This is a genomic window from Paenibacillus cymbidii, assembly GCF_004764705.1.
Lineage (GTDB): Bacteria > Bacillota > Bacilli > Paenibacillales > NBRC-103111 > Paenibacillus_AN > Paenibacillus_AN cymbidii.
Genome location: NZ_SHLX01000007.1, coordinates 1 through 14,259, shown reverse-complemented (window position 1 = coordinate 14,259; position 14,259 = coordinate 1). Strand labels below are relative to the sequence as shown.

Annotated in this window: 11 protein-coding genes; 8 read left to right on the top strand and 3 right to left on the bottom strand. The window is 59.2% G+C overall.

Annotated features, from left to right (window positions below):
* Positions 1-30: 30 nt before the first annotated feature.
* From ppdK to EXY20_RS11165, 3 genes are all read left to right on the top strand, one after another.
* A complete protein-coding gene (ppdK, locus tag EXY20_RS11175) occupies positions 31-2,712 on the top strand; it encodes a pyruvate, phosphate dikinase (RefSeq protein WP_135550884.1) in 2,682 nt (893 codons plus the stop codon).
* A 351-nt stretch (positions 2,713-3,063) separates the two neighbouring features.
* Entirely contained in the window at positions 3,064-3,717 is a 654-nt protein-coding gene (locus EXY20_RS11170) for a helix-turn-helix transcriptional regulator (RefSeq protein ID WP_135550882.1), read from the top strand.
* 6 nt (positions 3,718-3,723) lie between these two features.
* Positions 3,724-4,545 (top strand): pyruvate, water dikinase regulatory protein, encoded by an 822-nt coding sequence (locus EXY20_RS11165; RefSeq protein WP_135550879.1) that lies wholly within the window; start codon positions 3,724-3,726, stop codon positions 4,543-4,545.
* 1 nt (position 4,546) lies between these two features.
* Here the strand turns inward: EXY20_RS11165 and EXY20_RS11160 are convergent, their stop codons facing one another.
* Positions 4,547-5,380: a phytanoyl-CoA dioxygenase family protein gene (locus tag EXY20_RS11160; protein WP_135550877.1), complete on the bottom strand. Its 834-nt coding sequence runs from the start codon at positions 5,378-5,380 to the stop codon at positions 4,547-4,549.
* 177 nt (positions 5,381-5,557) lie between these two features.
* Here EXY20_RS11160 and EXY20_RS11155 point away from each other — a divergent pair, with 177 nt between their 5' ends.
* Positions 5,558-6,448: an AraC family transcriptional regulator gene (locus EXY20_RS11155; protein ID WP_135550875.1), complete on the top strand. Its 891-nt coding sequence runs from the start codon at positions 5,558-5,560 to the stop codon at positions 6,446-6,448.
* Positions 6,449-6,637: 189 nt separating this feature from the next.
* On the opposite strand, the gene EXY20_RS11150 is transcribed toward EXY20_RS11155, so the two are convergent.
* Complete coding sequence (locus EXY20_RS11150) at positions 6,638-6,844, bottom strand: hypothetical protein (protein WP_135550873.1); 207 nt, start codon at positions 6,842-6,844, stop codon at positions 6,638-6,640.
* Positions 6,845-6,936: 92 nt separating this feature from the next.
* Positions 6,937-8,196, bottom strand: a complete 1,260-nt coding sequence (locus EXY20_RS11145) for a DUF445 domain-containing protein (RefSeq protein ID WP_135550871.1) — start codon at positions 8,194-8,196, stop codon at positions 6,937-6,939.
* 281 nt (positions 8,197-8,477) lie between these two features.
* Between EXY20_RS11145 and EXY20_RS11140 the strand changes: the two genes are divergently transcribed.
* The 4 genes from EXY20_RS11140 to EXY20_RS39475 all read left to right on the top strand — a co-directional run.
* Complete coding sequence (locus EXY20_RS11140) at positions 8,478-10,892, top strand: DUF7408 domain-containing protein (protein ID WP_135550869.1); 2,415 nt, start codon at positions 8,478-8,480, stop codon at positions 10,890-10,892.
* A gap of 82 nt (positions 10,893-10,974) precedes the next feature.
* Entirely contained in the window at positions 10,975-11,907 is a 933-nt protein-coding gene (locus EXY20_RS11135; protein WP_135551366.1) for an ABC transporter ATP-binding protein, read from the top strand.
* Between the two features lie 139 nt (positions 11,908-12,046).
* On the top strand, positions 12,047-12,943 hold the full coding sequence (locus tag EXY20_RS11130; protein WP_235885663.1) for an ABC transporter permease: 897 nt from the start codon (positions 12,047-12,049) through the stop codon (positions 12,941-12,943).
* 27 nt (positions 12,944-12,970) lie between these two features.
* Positions 12,971-14,259: hypothetical protein (locus EXY20_RS39475; protein WP_207671253.1), on the top strand; the 1,289-nt coding region annotated here is incomplete at its 3' end.

The following is a 14,259-nucleotide window of genomic DNA, read 5'->3' as shown; positions in this document are numbered from 1 at the left end:
TTATCCACGATCATTCGGGAGGAATCGACGATGAATACGCAATGGATTGTCCGCTTCCACGACGGCAATGCCGCGATGCGGCAGCTGCTTGGCGGCAAAGGAGCGAATTTGGCGGAAATGACGAAAGCCGGTTTGCCGGTGCCGCCGGGCTTTACGATTACGACGGACGCCTGCCGCGCCTTCTACGCGGGAAGAACGCTCCCGGGCGGGCTGATGAAAGAGGTAACCGACGCGCTGGAAGGAGTCGAGGCGCAGACGGGGCGCCGTTTCGGCGATCCGCAGCGGCCGCTGCTCGTCTCGGTGCGTTCGGGTTCGGTAGACTCGATGCCGGGCATGATGGACACGATTCTCAATTTGGGGCTGAACGATGAAACCGTGCGGGCGCTGGCCGATGAAACGGGCAACGCCCGGTTCGCCTACGATTGTTACAGGCGGCTCGTGCAAATGTTCGGCAACGTCGTGTTCGGCGTCGAAGGCGTTCATTTCGAAACGCTGCTGCATCAATTGAAGCAATCGGTCGGCGCGGCAAGCGATCAACAGTTGACGGCCGAACATTGGCAAACGCTGATCGAACAATACAAGGCGGTCATTACGCGGCTGGCCCGCACGACGTTCCCGCAGAATGTCCAAGACCAGCTCCGCCTGGCGGTCGAAGCCGTATTCCGTTCGTGGAACAACCAACGGGCGCGCATTTACCGCAGCGTCAACCGCATTCCCGACGAACAGGGGACGGCGGTCAATATTCAGGCCATGGTATTCGGCAATTTGGGCGACGATTGCGGTACCGGCGTGTTGTTCACCCGCAACCCGTCGACGGGCGACAACGTGCTTTTCGGCGAATTTCTCGAAAACGCGCAAGGGGAAGACGTCGTCGCCGGCGTCCGCACGCCGCGCCCGATCGACGAACTGGAAAACGCCATGCCGGAAGTGTTCGCGCAGTTGACGCGCACCGCCCGCCAGCTCGAAGCTCACTACCGCGATATGCAGGACATCGAGTTTACCGTCGAGCGAGGCAAGCTGTACATGCTGCAGACCCGCGTCGGCAAAAGAACCGCCCAGGCCGCGCTGAAAATCGCCGCCGACCTGGTAGCGGAAGACACGATTACGCCGGACGAAGCACTGCTGCGCGTGGAAGTCGGCCATCTCGACCAACTGCTGCATCCGGCAATCGATCCGGAGGCGAAGCTTGAGGTGCTGGCGACCGGATTGCCGGCTTCGCCGGGAGCGGCATCGGGCGCCGCCGTGTTCGACGCCGATACGGCCGAGCTGTGGGCCAAACGCGGCGACCGCGTCATTCTCGTCCGCGCCGAAACGACGCCGGAAGACATTCACGGCGTTATTGCCGCCGAAGGCGTGCTGACGAGCCGCGGGGGCATGACGAGCCATGCCGCCGTCGTCGCCCGCGGGATGGGCAAATGCTGCGTATGCGGCTGCGAGGACGCCCGCGTCGACGAAGCGAGCCGTACCGCCGTCATCGGCGGCCGCGTCGTTGCCGAAGGCGACATCATTACGCTGGACGGCTCGACAGGACGCGTCATCGCGGGTCATGTGCCGCTGAAGGATGCGGACATGACGCCGGAGCTGATGCAGATGTTGGCTTGGGCCGATGACGTGAGGAGGCTGCGTGTCATCGCCAATGCCGACAATCCCGAGGATGCGGCCAAAGCGCGCGAGTTCGGCGCCGAAGGGGTCGGCTTGTGCCGAACCGAGCATATGTTCCTGTCGCCGCAGCGGCTGCCGGTCGTGCAGGCGATGATTCTCGCCGAAACGGCGGAAGACCGCCTCGTTCAGCTGCGCAAGCTGCTGCCGATGCAGCAGGCCGATTTTGAAGGCATCTTCCGGGCGATGGACGGTTTGCCGGTGACGATCCGGCTGCTGGATCCGCCGCTGCATGAGTTTTTGCCGAACCTCGAGGAACTCGTCGGCCGGCATTTGCGGCTGACACTGCAGCAAGGCGATGCGGACGCCGCCGAGCGGGATGCGCTCGCCGGCTTGATCCGCAAAGTCCGTTCGCTGCACGAAGCGAATCCGATGCTGGGGCAGCGCGGCTGCCGGCTCGGCATCGTGTTCCCCGACATTTACGACATGCAGATCGAAGCCATTTTCCGCGCGGCGCGCGTTTGCATGCTGGAAGGCGTGCGGGTGCTGCCGGAAATTATGGTGCCGCTTGTCGGCCATGAGAACGAGCTGCGGATCTTGCGCGAGCTGATCGATCGTGTTGCCGGACAAGTGCTCGGCGCCGACGCGCGCGAAGTGCCGTACAAGGTCGGCACGATGATCGAAGTGCCGCGCGCCGCGTTGACCGCTCGCAAAATCGCCAAACACGCCGATTTTTTCTCGTTTGGCACGAACGATTTGACGCAAATGACGTTTGGCTGCAGCCGCGACGACGCGGAAGGCAAGTTTCTGTCGCACTACGTGGACAACAAGCTGCTGCCGGCCAACCCGTTTCAGGTGCTCGACGGCGAAGGGGTCGGCCAACTGATCGAATGGGCCGTCGCCGGCGGCCGTGCGGTCAAACCGCAGCTGAAAACCGGCATTTGCGGCGAACACGGCGGCGACAAGGAGTCGATTTTCTTTTGCCACAGCGCCGGCCTCGACTATGTCAGCTGTTCGCCGTACCGTGTGCCGCTCGCGCGGCTGGCGGCGGCACAGGCGCAGCTGACGTTGGGCGATGCAGCGGATGAGCGTCAGGAGCGTATCGTGTCGTAACGAAATTGGTCGGCCTGCGCTGCGCGCCCGCTCGGAAGAATGCCCTTTACGCGCAATAGCGCTGTAGGGGGCATTCCGTTATGTTATAATGAGTTTTATTGATCGATGCAAATCAGCGAAGCCGGCCCGGCGCACGTGGTGAAAATCATTGCCGATCGGACCTGGGGAGCGGCCCGATGCGGTAATGAGTTTTATTGATCGATGCAATTCAGCGAAGCCGGCCCGGCGCAAGCGGTGAAAATCATTGCCGATCGGACCTGGGGAACGGCCCGATGCGGTAATAATTGATATTGATCGTTGTAAATCAGCGGGGCTTAGGAGGGGTCTATTATTCGCTTAACTACGCGCCAGATGGACATCGTGGAGCTGATCGGCAAGCGGGCGCCGATTACCGGCGAACAAATCGCCGAAGAGCTTGGCGTCAGCCGGCCGACGTTGCGTTCGGACCTGTCGCTGCTCGTCATGCTCGGCTATATCGATGCGAAACCGAAGGTCGGCTATTTCCCGGGCAAAGCCGATGCCAAAGCGGAGCGTCCGGCGCCAAGCCACCTGGCCGACGTGCTCGTCAAGGACGTGCAGGCGATGCCGGTTATCGTCCGCGAGACGGCGACCGTCAACGACGCCGTCGTGACGTTGTTTATGGAGAACGTCGGCAACCTGATCGTAGCGGATGCGGACGGCCGGCTGCTCGGCGTCGTGTCGCGCAAAGATTTGCTCAAAGTGACGCTCGGCAATCCGTCGGCCGCCGCCATGCCGATCAGCCTCGTCATGACGCGGACGCCGAACGTCGTCACCGTCGTGCCGGAAGACAGCGTGCTGGAAGCCGCGCGCAAAATGATCGTTCACCAGGTCGACAGCTTGCCTGTCATTGCCCCGGCTTCTGTCGCAACGCCGGCAACGGGGCGGACCGGCGACAGAGGTGCGTCCGAACTGCCTGAAGTGGTCGGCCGCATTTCCAAAACGACGATTACCAAACTGCTGCTTGACTACGCCACGGGCGGGTAACAGAAGATGGAGGGGAACGAAGTGTCGGAAGGACAGCAGCATATCATCACGATTTGTTCCGATTCCGTCGGGGAAACGGCGGAAGCGGTCGTGCGGGCGACGATCCGCCAGTTTGACGGCCACCAGGTCAAGCTGAGACGGATCGGCCATATCAAGCACGAGGACGAAATTCGTTCGATCATGGAAGAAACGGCGGCGCAGGGAGGCTTCGTCGCGTTTACGCTGGTGCAGCCGGAGCTGCGCGAGATGATGAAGGAAGAGGCGATCCGCCTGGGCGTACGGGCGGTCGATATTATGGGGCCGATGATGCAGGCGTTCATCGATACGTTCAACGATTCGCCGAGCCGCAAGCCGGGGCTGCTGCATCGCATGGACGACGACTATTTCCGCCGCGTCGAAGCGATCGAATTCGCCGTCAAATGCGATGACGGACGAGACACGAGCGCGCTGCTCAAGGCGAATATCGTGCTCGTGGGCGTGTCGCGCACGTCGAAGACGCCGCTTAGCATCTTCCTTGCCCACAAAGGGTACAAAGTGGCCAATTTCCCGATTATGCCCGAAGTAAAGCCGCCGAAAGAGCTGTTTCTGCTCTCCGGCGGCCGGGTGATCGGTTTGACGATGGATCCCGAACAAATGCTTAAAATCCGGCTCGAACGGTTGAAGGCGCTTGGCTTGCCGCACGGCTCCAAATACGCGTCGCTGGCACGCATCGCCGAAGAGCTCGAGCACGCGCATGCGATTATGAAGCAGCTCGGCTGCCCGGTCATCGACGTGACCGACAAGGCAATCGAAGAAACGGCCGGACTGATTACGAGTTACTTGAATTGATTTAAGCCGATGTCACCGATGATGCCGTCCACACGACCGGAAAGCTGTCTCCGACAAGTTGCTTCCCCGGTTCGACGGCAATATGCGTTTCCATCGGGTGTCTGCCCGTCGGTTCGAAACGGATATGGTCCGGCATATAATGCACTGCAATGGCCCGCCGCTTCATTTCGGAGCGGTTATGCGGGCTGCCGTGCCAAGTCAGGCAATGATGGTAGCCGACTTGGCCTTTTTTGATTTCGAACGGCACGGCAGTCGTATCGACGCCGCTCGGCAGCAGATGCGGCTCCCGATGGAACGGTTTGAAATCCGCCGTGCTGTCGAGATAACGATTGTGGTCGCCCCACTTGTGGCTGCCCGGCACCATCCACATGCAGCCGTTGTCGATGACGGCGTCGTCGAGCGCCACCCAGGCGCTAATCAAGTCGGCCGGCTGAATGATCGGCCATGCCGGGTGGTCCTGGTGCCAGGCGGTTGGGCCGCCCGTGACCGGCGGTTTGTACTGGATTTGGTCGTGCCAGATGCGCAGCGTGTCCGTGCCGCACAGCTGGGCGATTTCTTCGCAAATTTTCGGGTTGCCGGCATGCTTCAGGAAGGCATCGCTGGCCATCCAGATGTTGACAATCTGCACAACCGTCTCCGATTTCACCATGTTCATGCCGTATTCCGTATTGCCGTCGAGCAAATTACGGTTCAACACCGGTTTTTTCACCGATTGGCCGCTCATCACCAAATCAAGCTCCGCGCGAAGCACCTCGACTTCATCGTCGCTCAGCACGACGTCCCCTTTGATATATCCATCTCTTTCAAACTGTTCCACTTGTTCCTTCGTCAACATGGCGTTCATCCTTTCGTCAATCGGTTGATTGCGTTTCTTGCCTTCATTGTAACAGGCGGTCAAACGCAAGTCGTTAGAGAGAGAACGAGAATAGTTGCACAAATCACAGATGATGTGTTATGAAAAAAGAAGATATCTCACCATTACGATGACAGATGCGAGGAGAGAGTGGGGGAAATGACAGATTCGGTCGTACATGTCGGCAAATTGTCGCAACAACGTCCGCGGGTGAATTATGCCAATTACATGGAATCGGCGACCGATTGCACTTGGGGACCGAGGATCATCCCGGACTGCCAGCTTGTATATACGATCGATGGGGAAGCGACGCTGACAATTGGCGGAGAGCGGATCAAGATGACGGGAGGTATGGGGGTGTTTTACGGGGCGGAAAGTCCGCACCTGATCGAAGTCGCCGCTCACATCGAATGGACATTTGCAAGCATCCATTTCAGCTGGGACCAAATCTCGCCGGTACCGGTTCATCCGAACCCCGGCATCGTCCTGTGTCCGGCGTCGGAGATTGGCAAAGCGGCATTGGTTTACACCATCGAAGTGGACGGATTTGGCGTTATGCCGTTTCCGTTTCAGTTTACGCTGCCGCATCTGGAGTCGTTGTTCATGCAGATCACGCGCGAGTACCGTTTTGCCGAGCCCGGCTATGAATCCGTGCTGCGCGGATTGATCGTGCAATTACTGACGGTCATTCTCCGCCATCGGATTGAAGAAGGCAGGGACACCGCTTCCCGGCGCAAAATCGCGCCTGCCCTGGAAGCGATCCGCAAGCAGCCCGATCGGGCCTGGACTTCGGCGGAACTGGCGCGCTTATGCGGTTATCACCCGACCTATTTCGCCGAGTTGTTTCAGCAGAGCGTGGGCGCCGCGCCCAAACAATATGTCGCGCAAGAGCGCATCCGCCGGGCCAAATATTTGCTGATCGAGGAAAACACGGTCGAAGCGGTGGCGCAAAAGCTCGGGTATGCGAGCCTTCACTATTTTTCCCGCCAGTTCAAGCAGGAGACGGGAATGTCGCCTACCCAGTTCAAGAAGCGGAGCACACAACTGTAACGTCGGTTGGAACGCAAGGAAGCCCGGGGCAATGGCTGCTCCGGGCTTCTGTCAAGGTTGAAGCGCGAGTTCGAGCTTGTCGACCCGATCGATCGTAAGCTCCAGATCCATTTCCATGGCTCTCTGATGGCGGGCCGTGATACGAATTTGGTGGTCATGACCGGCGGCCAACTTCCCAATGCGTTCGCACTAGTCACCCAACAATTTGAAATCTTGTTTCATTTCGGCTCGCAATTGATCGATTTTTGCATCCTGATCGCGGAAACCTTGCCGCATTTTGGTCCGCACTTCTTGAATCTCAGAACGTACGCTCGGAATCTCCTGCCGCATCTCTCTCATTTCCACGCGCATATCCAGAACGAGCGACTTTACTTCTTCTAACCATTCTTTTTCCATTCCGGACCTCCTTGCTTCCCAGACATATTGTAAGGTCGAATGGCGGCAGCTGACAAGCTGCATTTGTATCATTGCCCTGTACAGGGAATAACTTACATCAACGATCGAATGCCGTACAAAGCCAGTCCGACCAAAAATCCGCAAATCGCGCCGTTGATGCGGATCCACTGCAAATCTTTGCCGACTTTATCTTCGATGAAAGCGATCAACGAATCGTTGTCGAGCCGATCGATGTTTTCTTTGGCGAGTTGGCCGATCTTATGATAGTTCTTTTCAATAACGGCGACGATTCGCTCTTTAATCCAGTCGTCCGTGCGTGTAATCGCTTGTTCGTCGTCCCGCAGTTTTGCGATCAACGTTGTGCCTTGCGGCACAAGCCAGTCGCTAACGAACGAATCGCCTTGCACGAAGGCGAGCGCGCGTTCTTTAAGCGTCGTCAGCAGACGCTCCGCATGCGCAACAAGACCGAAGGCATCGATCATTTGCCCCGCAGCCTGGGCAATGGTTTCGCTTATGCCGGGGCGGTCCGGGAGCGCCCGCAGCTCGCGCCGAATAACGCCGAGAATGGCTTGGCGGTCGCGGTCGTCGGCGTTTTGCAGTTGGACGATTTTGCCGCGAAGGAACGTTTGCGCCATATCGCCCAGCTTGTCTTCGCTCAAATAACCGAGGAATGCCTGCACGGCGAATTGCATGAATCCGCCGACCTTGAGCTGGCTAATCAGCTGCATCGCGATACCGCCCAAATAATCGCGCGTTTCCGGCTTGGCGACCCAATCTTGCGCCTTCTCCAGCGCCGTATCCAGCACTTTCGCATCATAGTCGCGCTCCATGACGGTTTCGATCAGCTTGCGCAGCGTTTCGGTATTCGAAACGGCATCGATGATCGCTTGTTTCGCAGCTTCTGCGACCGGCGCCGCCAGCTTGTCCGTCTGCACGAAACGAATCGCCGCGCTCAGCATCGTCACGATGCCTTGAGGGAGCGTTTCGCCGTGAAGCTCCTCTTCCAGCTTGGACAGCAGCGTGCGGGAGATCGGAAGCGGCTCGATTTTGGCGCGGATGCTGTCCATGCTCAGCAGCTCCGTTTCCAACATGGCGATGACCGAACGGGTCAGCTTTTCACGGTTTTTGGGCAGCAAGGCGGTGTGCGGGATCGGAATGCCGAGCGGATGCCGGAACAAGGCAGTGACAGCAAACCAGTCGGCCAATCCGCCGACCAGGCCTGCTTCGAATCCGCCCTGCAGCAAGCCTAGGAAGCCGTCTTCAAAGGGGAGCGTTGCGGCAAATCCGCCGCCCATCGCGGCCAGCGACAATCCGGCGACATATTTGTTCGTATTGCGTTGTTTTTTCGCCATTTGGTGACACGCCTCCGTCGCCCAACATCCGTATTGCGGCAAATGCCGCCATTTTCTTCTATCATACCCGCTTTTCCCGGCAAAACAAAATGCAATCGCACAAACCAGCCGGCAACGTGGCCGCAAATGCAACTTCCGCGAAGCCAAATTCGTTTATCATACGGAAGGATCGGCATGGATGCCCGGCCTATACTTCGATAGAAGCTTTTCATATAATGATTATATTGGCAATAGAACCAAAAGCACCAAACACTGCCACCAATGTCGAAAGGGGAACACCCGTGATACGCAGCCGCTATCGTTTGTTCGTTTCATTGCTCGTCATGCTTGTGTTTGCAATAACGGTGCTCCCGAATGAAGATCGCAGCGGGGGAGGTCGCGCGTTCGCGGCGGGGTATGCGATCGAAGTGAAGGCAGAGGTCGGATTCGAAGGCAAGGCCAAGGAAAGCGAATGGTACCCGCTGACGGTCACGCTGCGCAATGGCGGGGAAGCCGTAACCGGCGAAGTGGTGCTCGAAATGGGCAGCCCGTACAATACGAGCGGCGACAATCTGGCTTATACCCAGTACCTGGAATTGCCGGCCGGCAGCGAAAAGTCGGTTCGGTTCGTCGTGCCCGGCATGGTGCTTACACCCGGAAACAATCGTATTTCCTTCTTTGAAGGATCGTTTGCGAAAGGAAAACGCATTCCGTTCAGCGCCGGGAACGACTGGGCGGAAACGTCGGTTTCCCGCCAACTGCTGATTGGCGTCATTGCGCGCGATCCCGATACGCTTAATTTCCTTGCGCTGCTCAACCAGAAAAATTTCGATCTAGATGTCGTGCACATGGCGGGCGACAAGCTTCCGGACGACGCGCTGCAGCTTCAGGGGCTGAACATGATCGTCTTTAACGATACGGCCACCGATACGCTGACGGAAGCGCAAACCAAGGCGCTCGTCGCCTGGACCGAGCGGGGCGGCCAATTGGTTCTGGCCGGCGGCGCCGGCTATCCGAAAACGGCCAAAGCGTTCGAAACGATCGCTCCAGTTTCGTATACCGGCATGTCAACGGCGGCTTCGCTTGAATCGCTCGCCCATGCGGCGGGCAAGGAGCTGCCGCTGTCGTTGCCGTTTCCGATTTCCGCCGCCGCGCTGAAAGCCGGCAGCACGCTGTATTCGACCGACGGCTTGCCGCTTGTCGCCCGGCAAACGTACGGCAGCGGCTCCGTCTGGTATATCGCCTACGACCTGGCCCTGGAACCGGTAGCATCCTGGAACGGCAACGCCGATTTGTGGGCGCGCGTGCTGCAAAGCCTGGCAACGGCATCGCTGGTCAAAATAGGTCGGACAACGGGCATCTCCAGCGTCGATGCGATGACGGAAATTAACTACGCGTTGGACTGGTTTCCGTCGATCTCGCCGCCTTCGCTGGATTTGCTGCTTCTGCTGTTTGCCGCTTACGCGCTTCTTGTTGCGCCGCTGCTCTACGTGCTGTTGAAGAAACTCGACAAGCGGGAATGGGCCTGGGCGGTCATTCCGGCGTTCTCCATCTTGTTCAGCGTCGGCGTCTACATGATCGGGGCATCCAAAAAAAATGCCACGATCACGCACACGCTCAGCACAATCGAACTGAACGACAGCGGGATGGGGAACCGGGTCAGCGCGATGGCGCTGTTCGTGCCGCGGGGCGGACGGTATACGATTGAAATGCCGGCAGGCACCCGGCTGCTTCCGTTCGATTCCGGCGGCTCGCGGCCTGTAACCAAAGTGAGCGAAACTTCCGATCCGGTTGTTGCCGAATCGCCTGCCGGGCCTCGTCTTTCATTCAAGCGAATTCCGTACTGGTCGACGCGCAAGACGGCTGTTGCGGCGGGCAACAACGAACCGTACGGCAAGTTCGAGGTAACGTCGCATGTGGACAGCAACGGCCTTGGCGGCGAAATCGTCAACCGGACGCAGCACGACATGAAGCATGTTGCCGTGTTCATGAACATGAGGGCGGTGGAGATCGGCGATTTGAAAGCCGGCGAAAGCAAACCGTTCTCCCTGTCCACGGGCCCTGCCGGGATGAACGCGTTTTACGATATTGGCAGTTCGCTGTTTCCGAACGCCTCGGGGCGAAACGACGAGTTTGTGCGCGAGCGGCAAATGGCGGAAACGTACTTCTCCCGCAAGTTGAACGGGAACGCGGCGCCGTCGAACGCTCCGTACGTCATCGGCTGGAGCAAGGACAGTCTGCTATCGTACAAAGTGAACGGTTCGAATGCCAAGTCCGATCAACTGAATATGTGGGTCCAGCAAATCGAACCCAAGTTCGTGCAAGGCAGTGCGGTGCAGATTCCTTATGGGTACCTTTCGCCCGTTGTAGTCGACAACAATTTGCAGCAATTGTTCGGCGTGCCGGGCAACAACATGACGATCGGCGGGGGCGATTTTACATTCGAATACCGCCTGCCCGCCATAACGGGGAACGTTCAGTATACCAGTCTGCACATGCGAACAGACAATACGGCGAACGCGGCCGCGATGCAAATTTGGAACGAAGCGAGCCGTTCGTGGATTCCTTTCGTCTGGCAGGCGGGAGGCACCGTCGATTTGAGCGACAGGTTGAACGAACTGCTGGTCGAAGGGCGTACGATCCGGATCAAGGCGTCGTCGGCCCAAACGGTAACGTTTCAGTATCCGGACGTTGCGCTTGAAGGGACGGTGAAGTAGGATGAAGGAACAAGAGGCTCGCGAAACGGCGACGGCAACCGCAATGGAAGCTGCTCCGGATGAAATCGACAGCGATACGCCCATGATCGAAATCGAAGGCTTGTGCAAAAGTTACGGTTCATTCACGGCATTAAATAATCTGCATTTGCGTATCGGCAAAGGCACGGTATTCGGTTTTGTCGGGCCAAACGGCGCGGGCAAATCGACGACGATGTCGATCTTGGCGACACTTCTTGCGCCTACGTCGGGAACGGCCAAAGTCGGCGGCTTCGAAGTGGCCGATCATCCGGACCGGGTACGCAAGCTGATCGGTTACATGCCCGACTTCTTCGGCGTGTACGACCAGTTCAAGACGACCGAGTATTTGCATTTCTACGGCGGCAGCTACGGTATTCCGCGCGCGGAGCGGGAGAAGCTCATCCCGCAGCTGCTGGAGCTGGTCAACTTGACCGACAAGGCCAACGTTTACGTCGATTCGCTGTCGCGCGGCATGAAGCAGCGTCTCTGTCTGGCGCGCTGCCTGGTGCACGATCCCGAAGTGCTGATTCTCGACGAACCCGCTTCCGGCCTCGATCCGCGAGCGCGCATCGAAATGCGGGAAATTTTGAAAGAACTCAAGATGATGGGCAAAACGATTCTCATTTCATCGCATATTTTGCCCGAACTGGCGGAGATGGTCGATGAAATCGGCGTAATCGAGCACGGCAGTCTGATTGCCCACGGCAAAGTGAGCGACATTCAGGCAAGGTTGCGCGTCAAACGGGTGCTGCACATCCGGCTGCTCGGCGATGCGGAGGAAGCGGCGCGTTTCCTGGAAGATTGTGCGCATGTGACCGGTGTCGAACGCGAAGGAAACGACCTGCGCGTCCATTTCGGCGGGCAGGACGAGGAGCAGATCGAACTGCTGCGGGAGCTGATTGCAAGCGGCAGGCGCATCATTTCGTTCCATGAGGCGCAGACGAATTTGGAAGACGTGTTTCTTGCGATCACGAAGGGAGGGGACCTGTCGTCATGAACTGGCGCCAGAAGCTAGGTGTGTCTGGAGACTCCGAAGACAGCAGATTTGGCCGAATTTTCGTTCCATGCAAGGCAGTTTTGTGCAGGCGTACCGGGGTACGTCAAACAAAAATAACGCAGCAGGGGGCGAAAAGGCGGTGAAAGATGCACCTGAGCGGGTTTTCAGACACACCTTAATCAATCCCGTGCTGGACAAAGAGTTCCGGCTGCGCATGCGCTCGTTCCGCTCGCCGCTCGCCATCTTGCTTTATTTGATCGCCGTCGGCTTGCTTGCGTTCGGTTTCATCTATTTGAATGTGCTGGGCAGCGGAGGCGCGCCGCGGATCAATTCCAGCCAAAGCCGAGACATGTTTTATTTTCTTAGTGTGGCGCAGCTCGTACTGGTCGCATTTATGACACCGGGGCTGACTGCGGGCGTCATCAGCGGCGAACGCGAAAAACAAACCCTCGGCATGCTGCTGACGACACAGATGAGCTCGACGACCATCGTGGTGAGCAAGCTCGTATCGGCGCTCAGCTTCATGCTGCTCGTCGTTGTCGCTACACTGCCGATTTACAGCATCGTCTTTTTGTACGGCGGCATTTCGCCGGGGCAACTCGCGCTTGTGTTTTTGTTCTACGTATTTACGATGGTCGCGCTCGGCGCGTTTGGCGTGCTGTTCTCCACGCTGATGAAACGGACGATGGTCGCCGTGGTCGTCACCTACGGCACGATGCTGTTTCTGTTTGGCGGCACGGCGCTTGCCTATTTGTTCCTGCAAGGGATCGATCAAGCGCTGCACAACAACGGCTCGCCGGGAACGGCGCATTTTTACTGGATCGGTCTTGTGATCGGAATGAATCCGGTGGCCGCGTTGCTCAGTATTTTCGAGCCGGGCATGTCGGAGCAAATTTACCGTTCGCCGGGCAACGGCATTTACGAGCCGCCTTTTGCGATCTGGCAGCAGTTTGTCGTCGGCTACGCTTTGCTGGCCGCCGGCGCGATCTGGCTCAGCGTGCGTTACATTCGGCCGCGCCTGAAGCGCCGCGGCTGATTCGGCAACTGAGAGGAGGCGGAATTTATGGCGCATGCGGAATCCGTAAGGCTGCTGCATTTGTTGAAGCCGGTCCAGCGCCGGCTGCTTGGCATTCGCGCCGTCGCGTTCGCAACGTACGGTCTGGCGGCGGGAATCGGCGCCGGGCTGTTGGTTGCGTTGCTGGCGCGGCTGATGCCGCTGGCGGGTCATCGGGCGTTGTCGCTGCTGCTTGTTGCGGCAGGCGTTGCGATCGGCGCCGGTTACGCGCTGCTGCGCAGCGTTCCGCCTGCCGAAGCCGCCCGCGTGCTGGACCGCGAAGGCGGCGAGGAGGCGATTCGCACCGCACTGCACTATTTGCGCGACGATTCGCCGATTATTCGCATGCAGAGGGAAGAAGCGGAGCTATGGACGGAAACGCATGCCGGAGATGTGCGAAAGCGTCTCGTGCCGCAGTTGCGCAAGCCGTACCTGTTTGCTGCTGTCGGTGGCGCGCTTGTGCTCGCCTTGCTGCTCGTGCTGCCGAATCCGCAGGACGATGTGCTGGCGAAGCGGCAAGAGCTGGGTCAGACGCTCCGTCAATTGACGGCCGAAACGAACGAAATGGCCGAACGGCAAGAGTCGCATGCACAGCCGGCCGATCCGCTCCAACCTGTCGCCGAAACCGTCCGACAGTTGAATGCCGATTTGAAGGAGAGCGCTTCAGTAGGCGATGCATTGGATAAAATGGAAGCCGCGATGTCCGGGCTCGATAAAACGGCAGCGGCCGAACAACGCAAACTCGATCAGGCCGGAAAATGGGCCGAACAGATGAAGCGAACCCCGGCGTTGGCCGCGATTGGCGACAGCTTGGCGCAGCGGGACGAAGCGGCGCTGCAGCGAGGAATCGATGCGCTGCGTCAGCAGCTGGCGCAGATGTCCGCCGAGCAGAAACAGGCGGCGGCCAAACAGCTTGAGCAGTTGGCGCAAACCGCCCCCGGCGAAGGGGCACCGAAGCAAGCGCTGCAGACGTCGCTGCAAGCGGCGGCTGCAGCGCTGCGAACGGCCGGAGGTGCCGAAACGGGCGCAGCGCTGGCGGCGCTGCAGGAGCAATTGCAGCAGCAACTGGCGCAGCTGCAGAACAGCGACGCGCTGGCCGAAGCCGCACGGGAGCAGGCGGCCGCGCTGGCGCAGCTCGGCTTGGCTGCCGCGCAGCAACTGGCGGCGCAAGGCGAAGCCGTGCCCGGCGCCTGGAGCTCTGGCGGCGCGGCGGAAGCAGCCGGCGCGGGAGCGGGCGCAGCCGGCGCAGGAGCGGGCGCAGCCGGTGCGGGAGCGGGCGCAGCCGGCGCGGGAGCGGG

Excerpts from the sequence above, each read along its gene's own strand:
- EXY20_RS11165 (WP_135550879.1), top strand. The coding sequence starts at position 3,724 with ATGGAGGGGAACGAAGTGTCGGAAGGACAGCAGCATATCATCACGATT.
- EXY20_RS11170 (WP_135550882.1), top strand. The coding sequence starts at position 3,064 with ATGGACATCGTGGAGCTGATCGGCAAGCGGGCGCCGATTACCGGCGAA.
- EXY20_RS11135 (WP_135551366.1), top strand. The coding sequence starts at position 10,975 with ATGATCGAAATCGAAGGCTTGTGCAAAAGTTACGGTTCATTCACGGCA.
- ppdK (WP_135550884.1), top strand. The coding sequence starts at position 31 with ATGAATACGCAATGGATTGTCCGCTTCCACGACGGCAATGCCGCGATG.
- EXY20_RS11150 (WP_135550873.1), bottom strand. The coding sequence starts at position 6,844 with ATGGAAAAAGAATGGTTAGAAGAAGTAAAGTCGCTCGTTCTGGATATG.
- EXY20_RS11145 (WP_135550871.1), bottom strand. The coding sequence starts at position 8,196 with ATGGCGAAAAAACAACGCAATACGAACAAATATGTCGCCGGATTGTCG.
- EXY20_RS11160 (WP_135550877.1), bottom strand. The coding sequence starts at position 5,380 with ATGTTGACGAAGGAACAAGTGGAACAGTTTGAAAGAGATGGATATATC.
- EXY20_RS11155 (WP_135550875.1), top strand. The coding sequence starts at position 5,558 with ATGACAGATTCGGTCGTACATGTCGGCAAATTGTCGCAACAACGTCCG.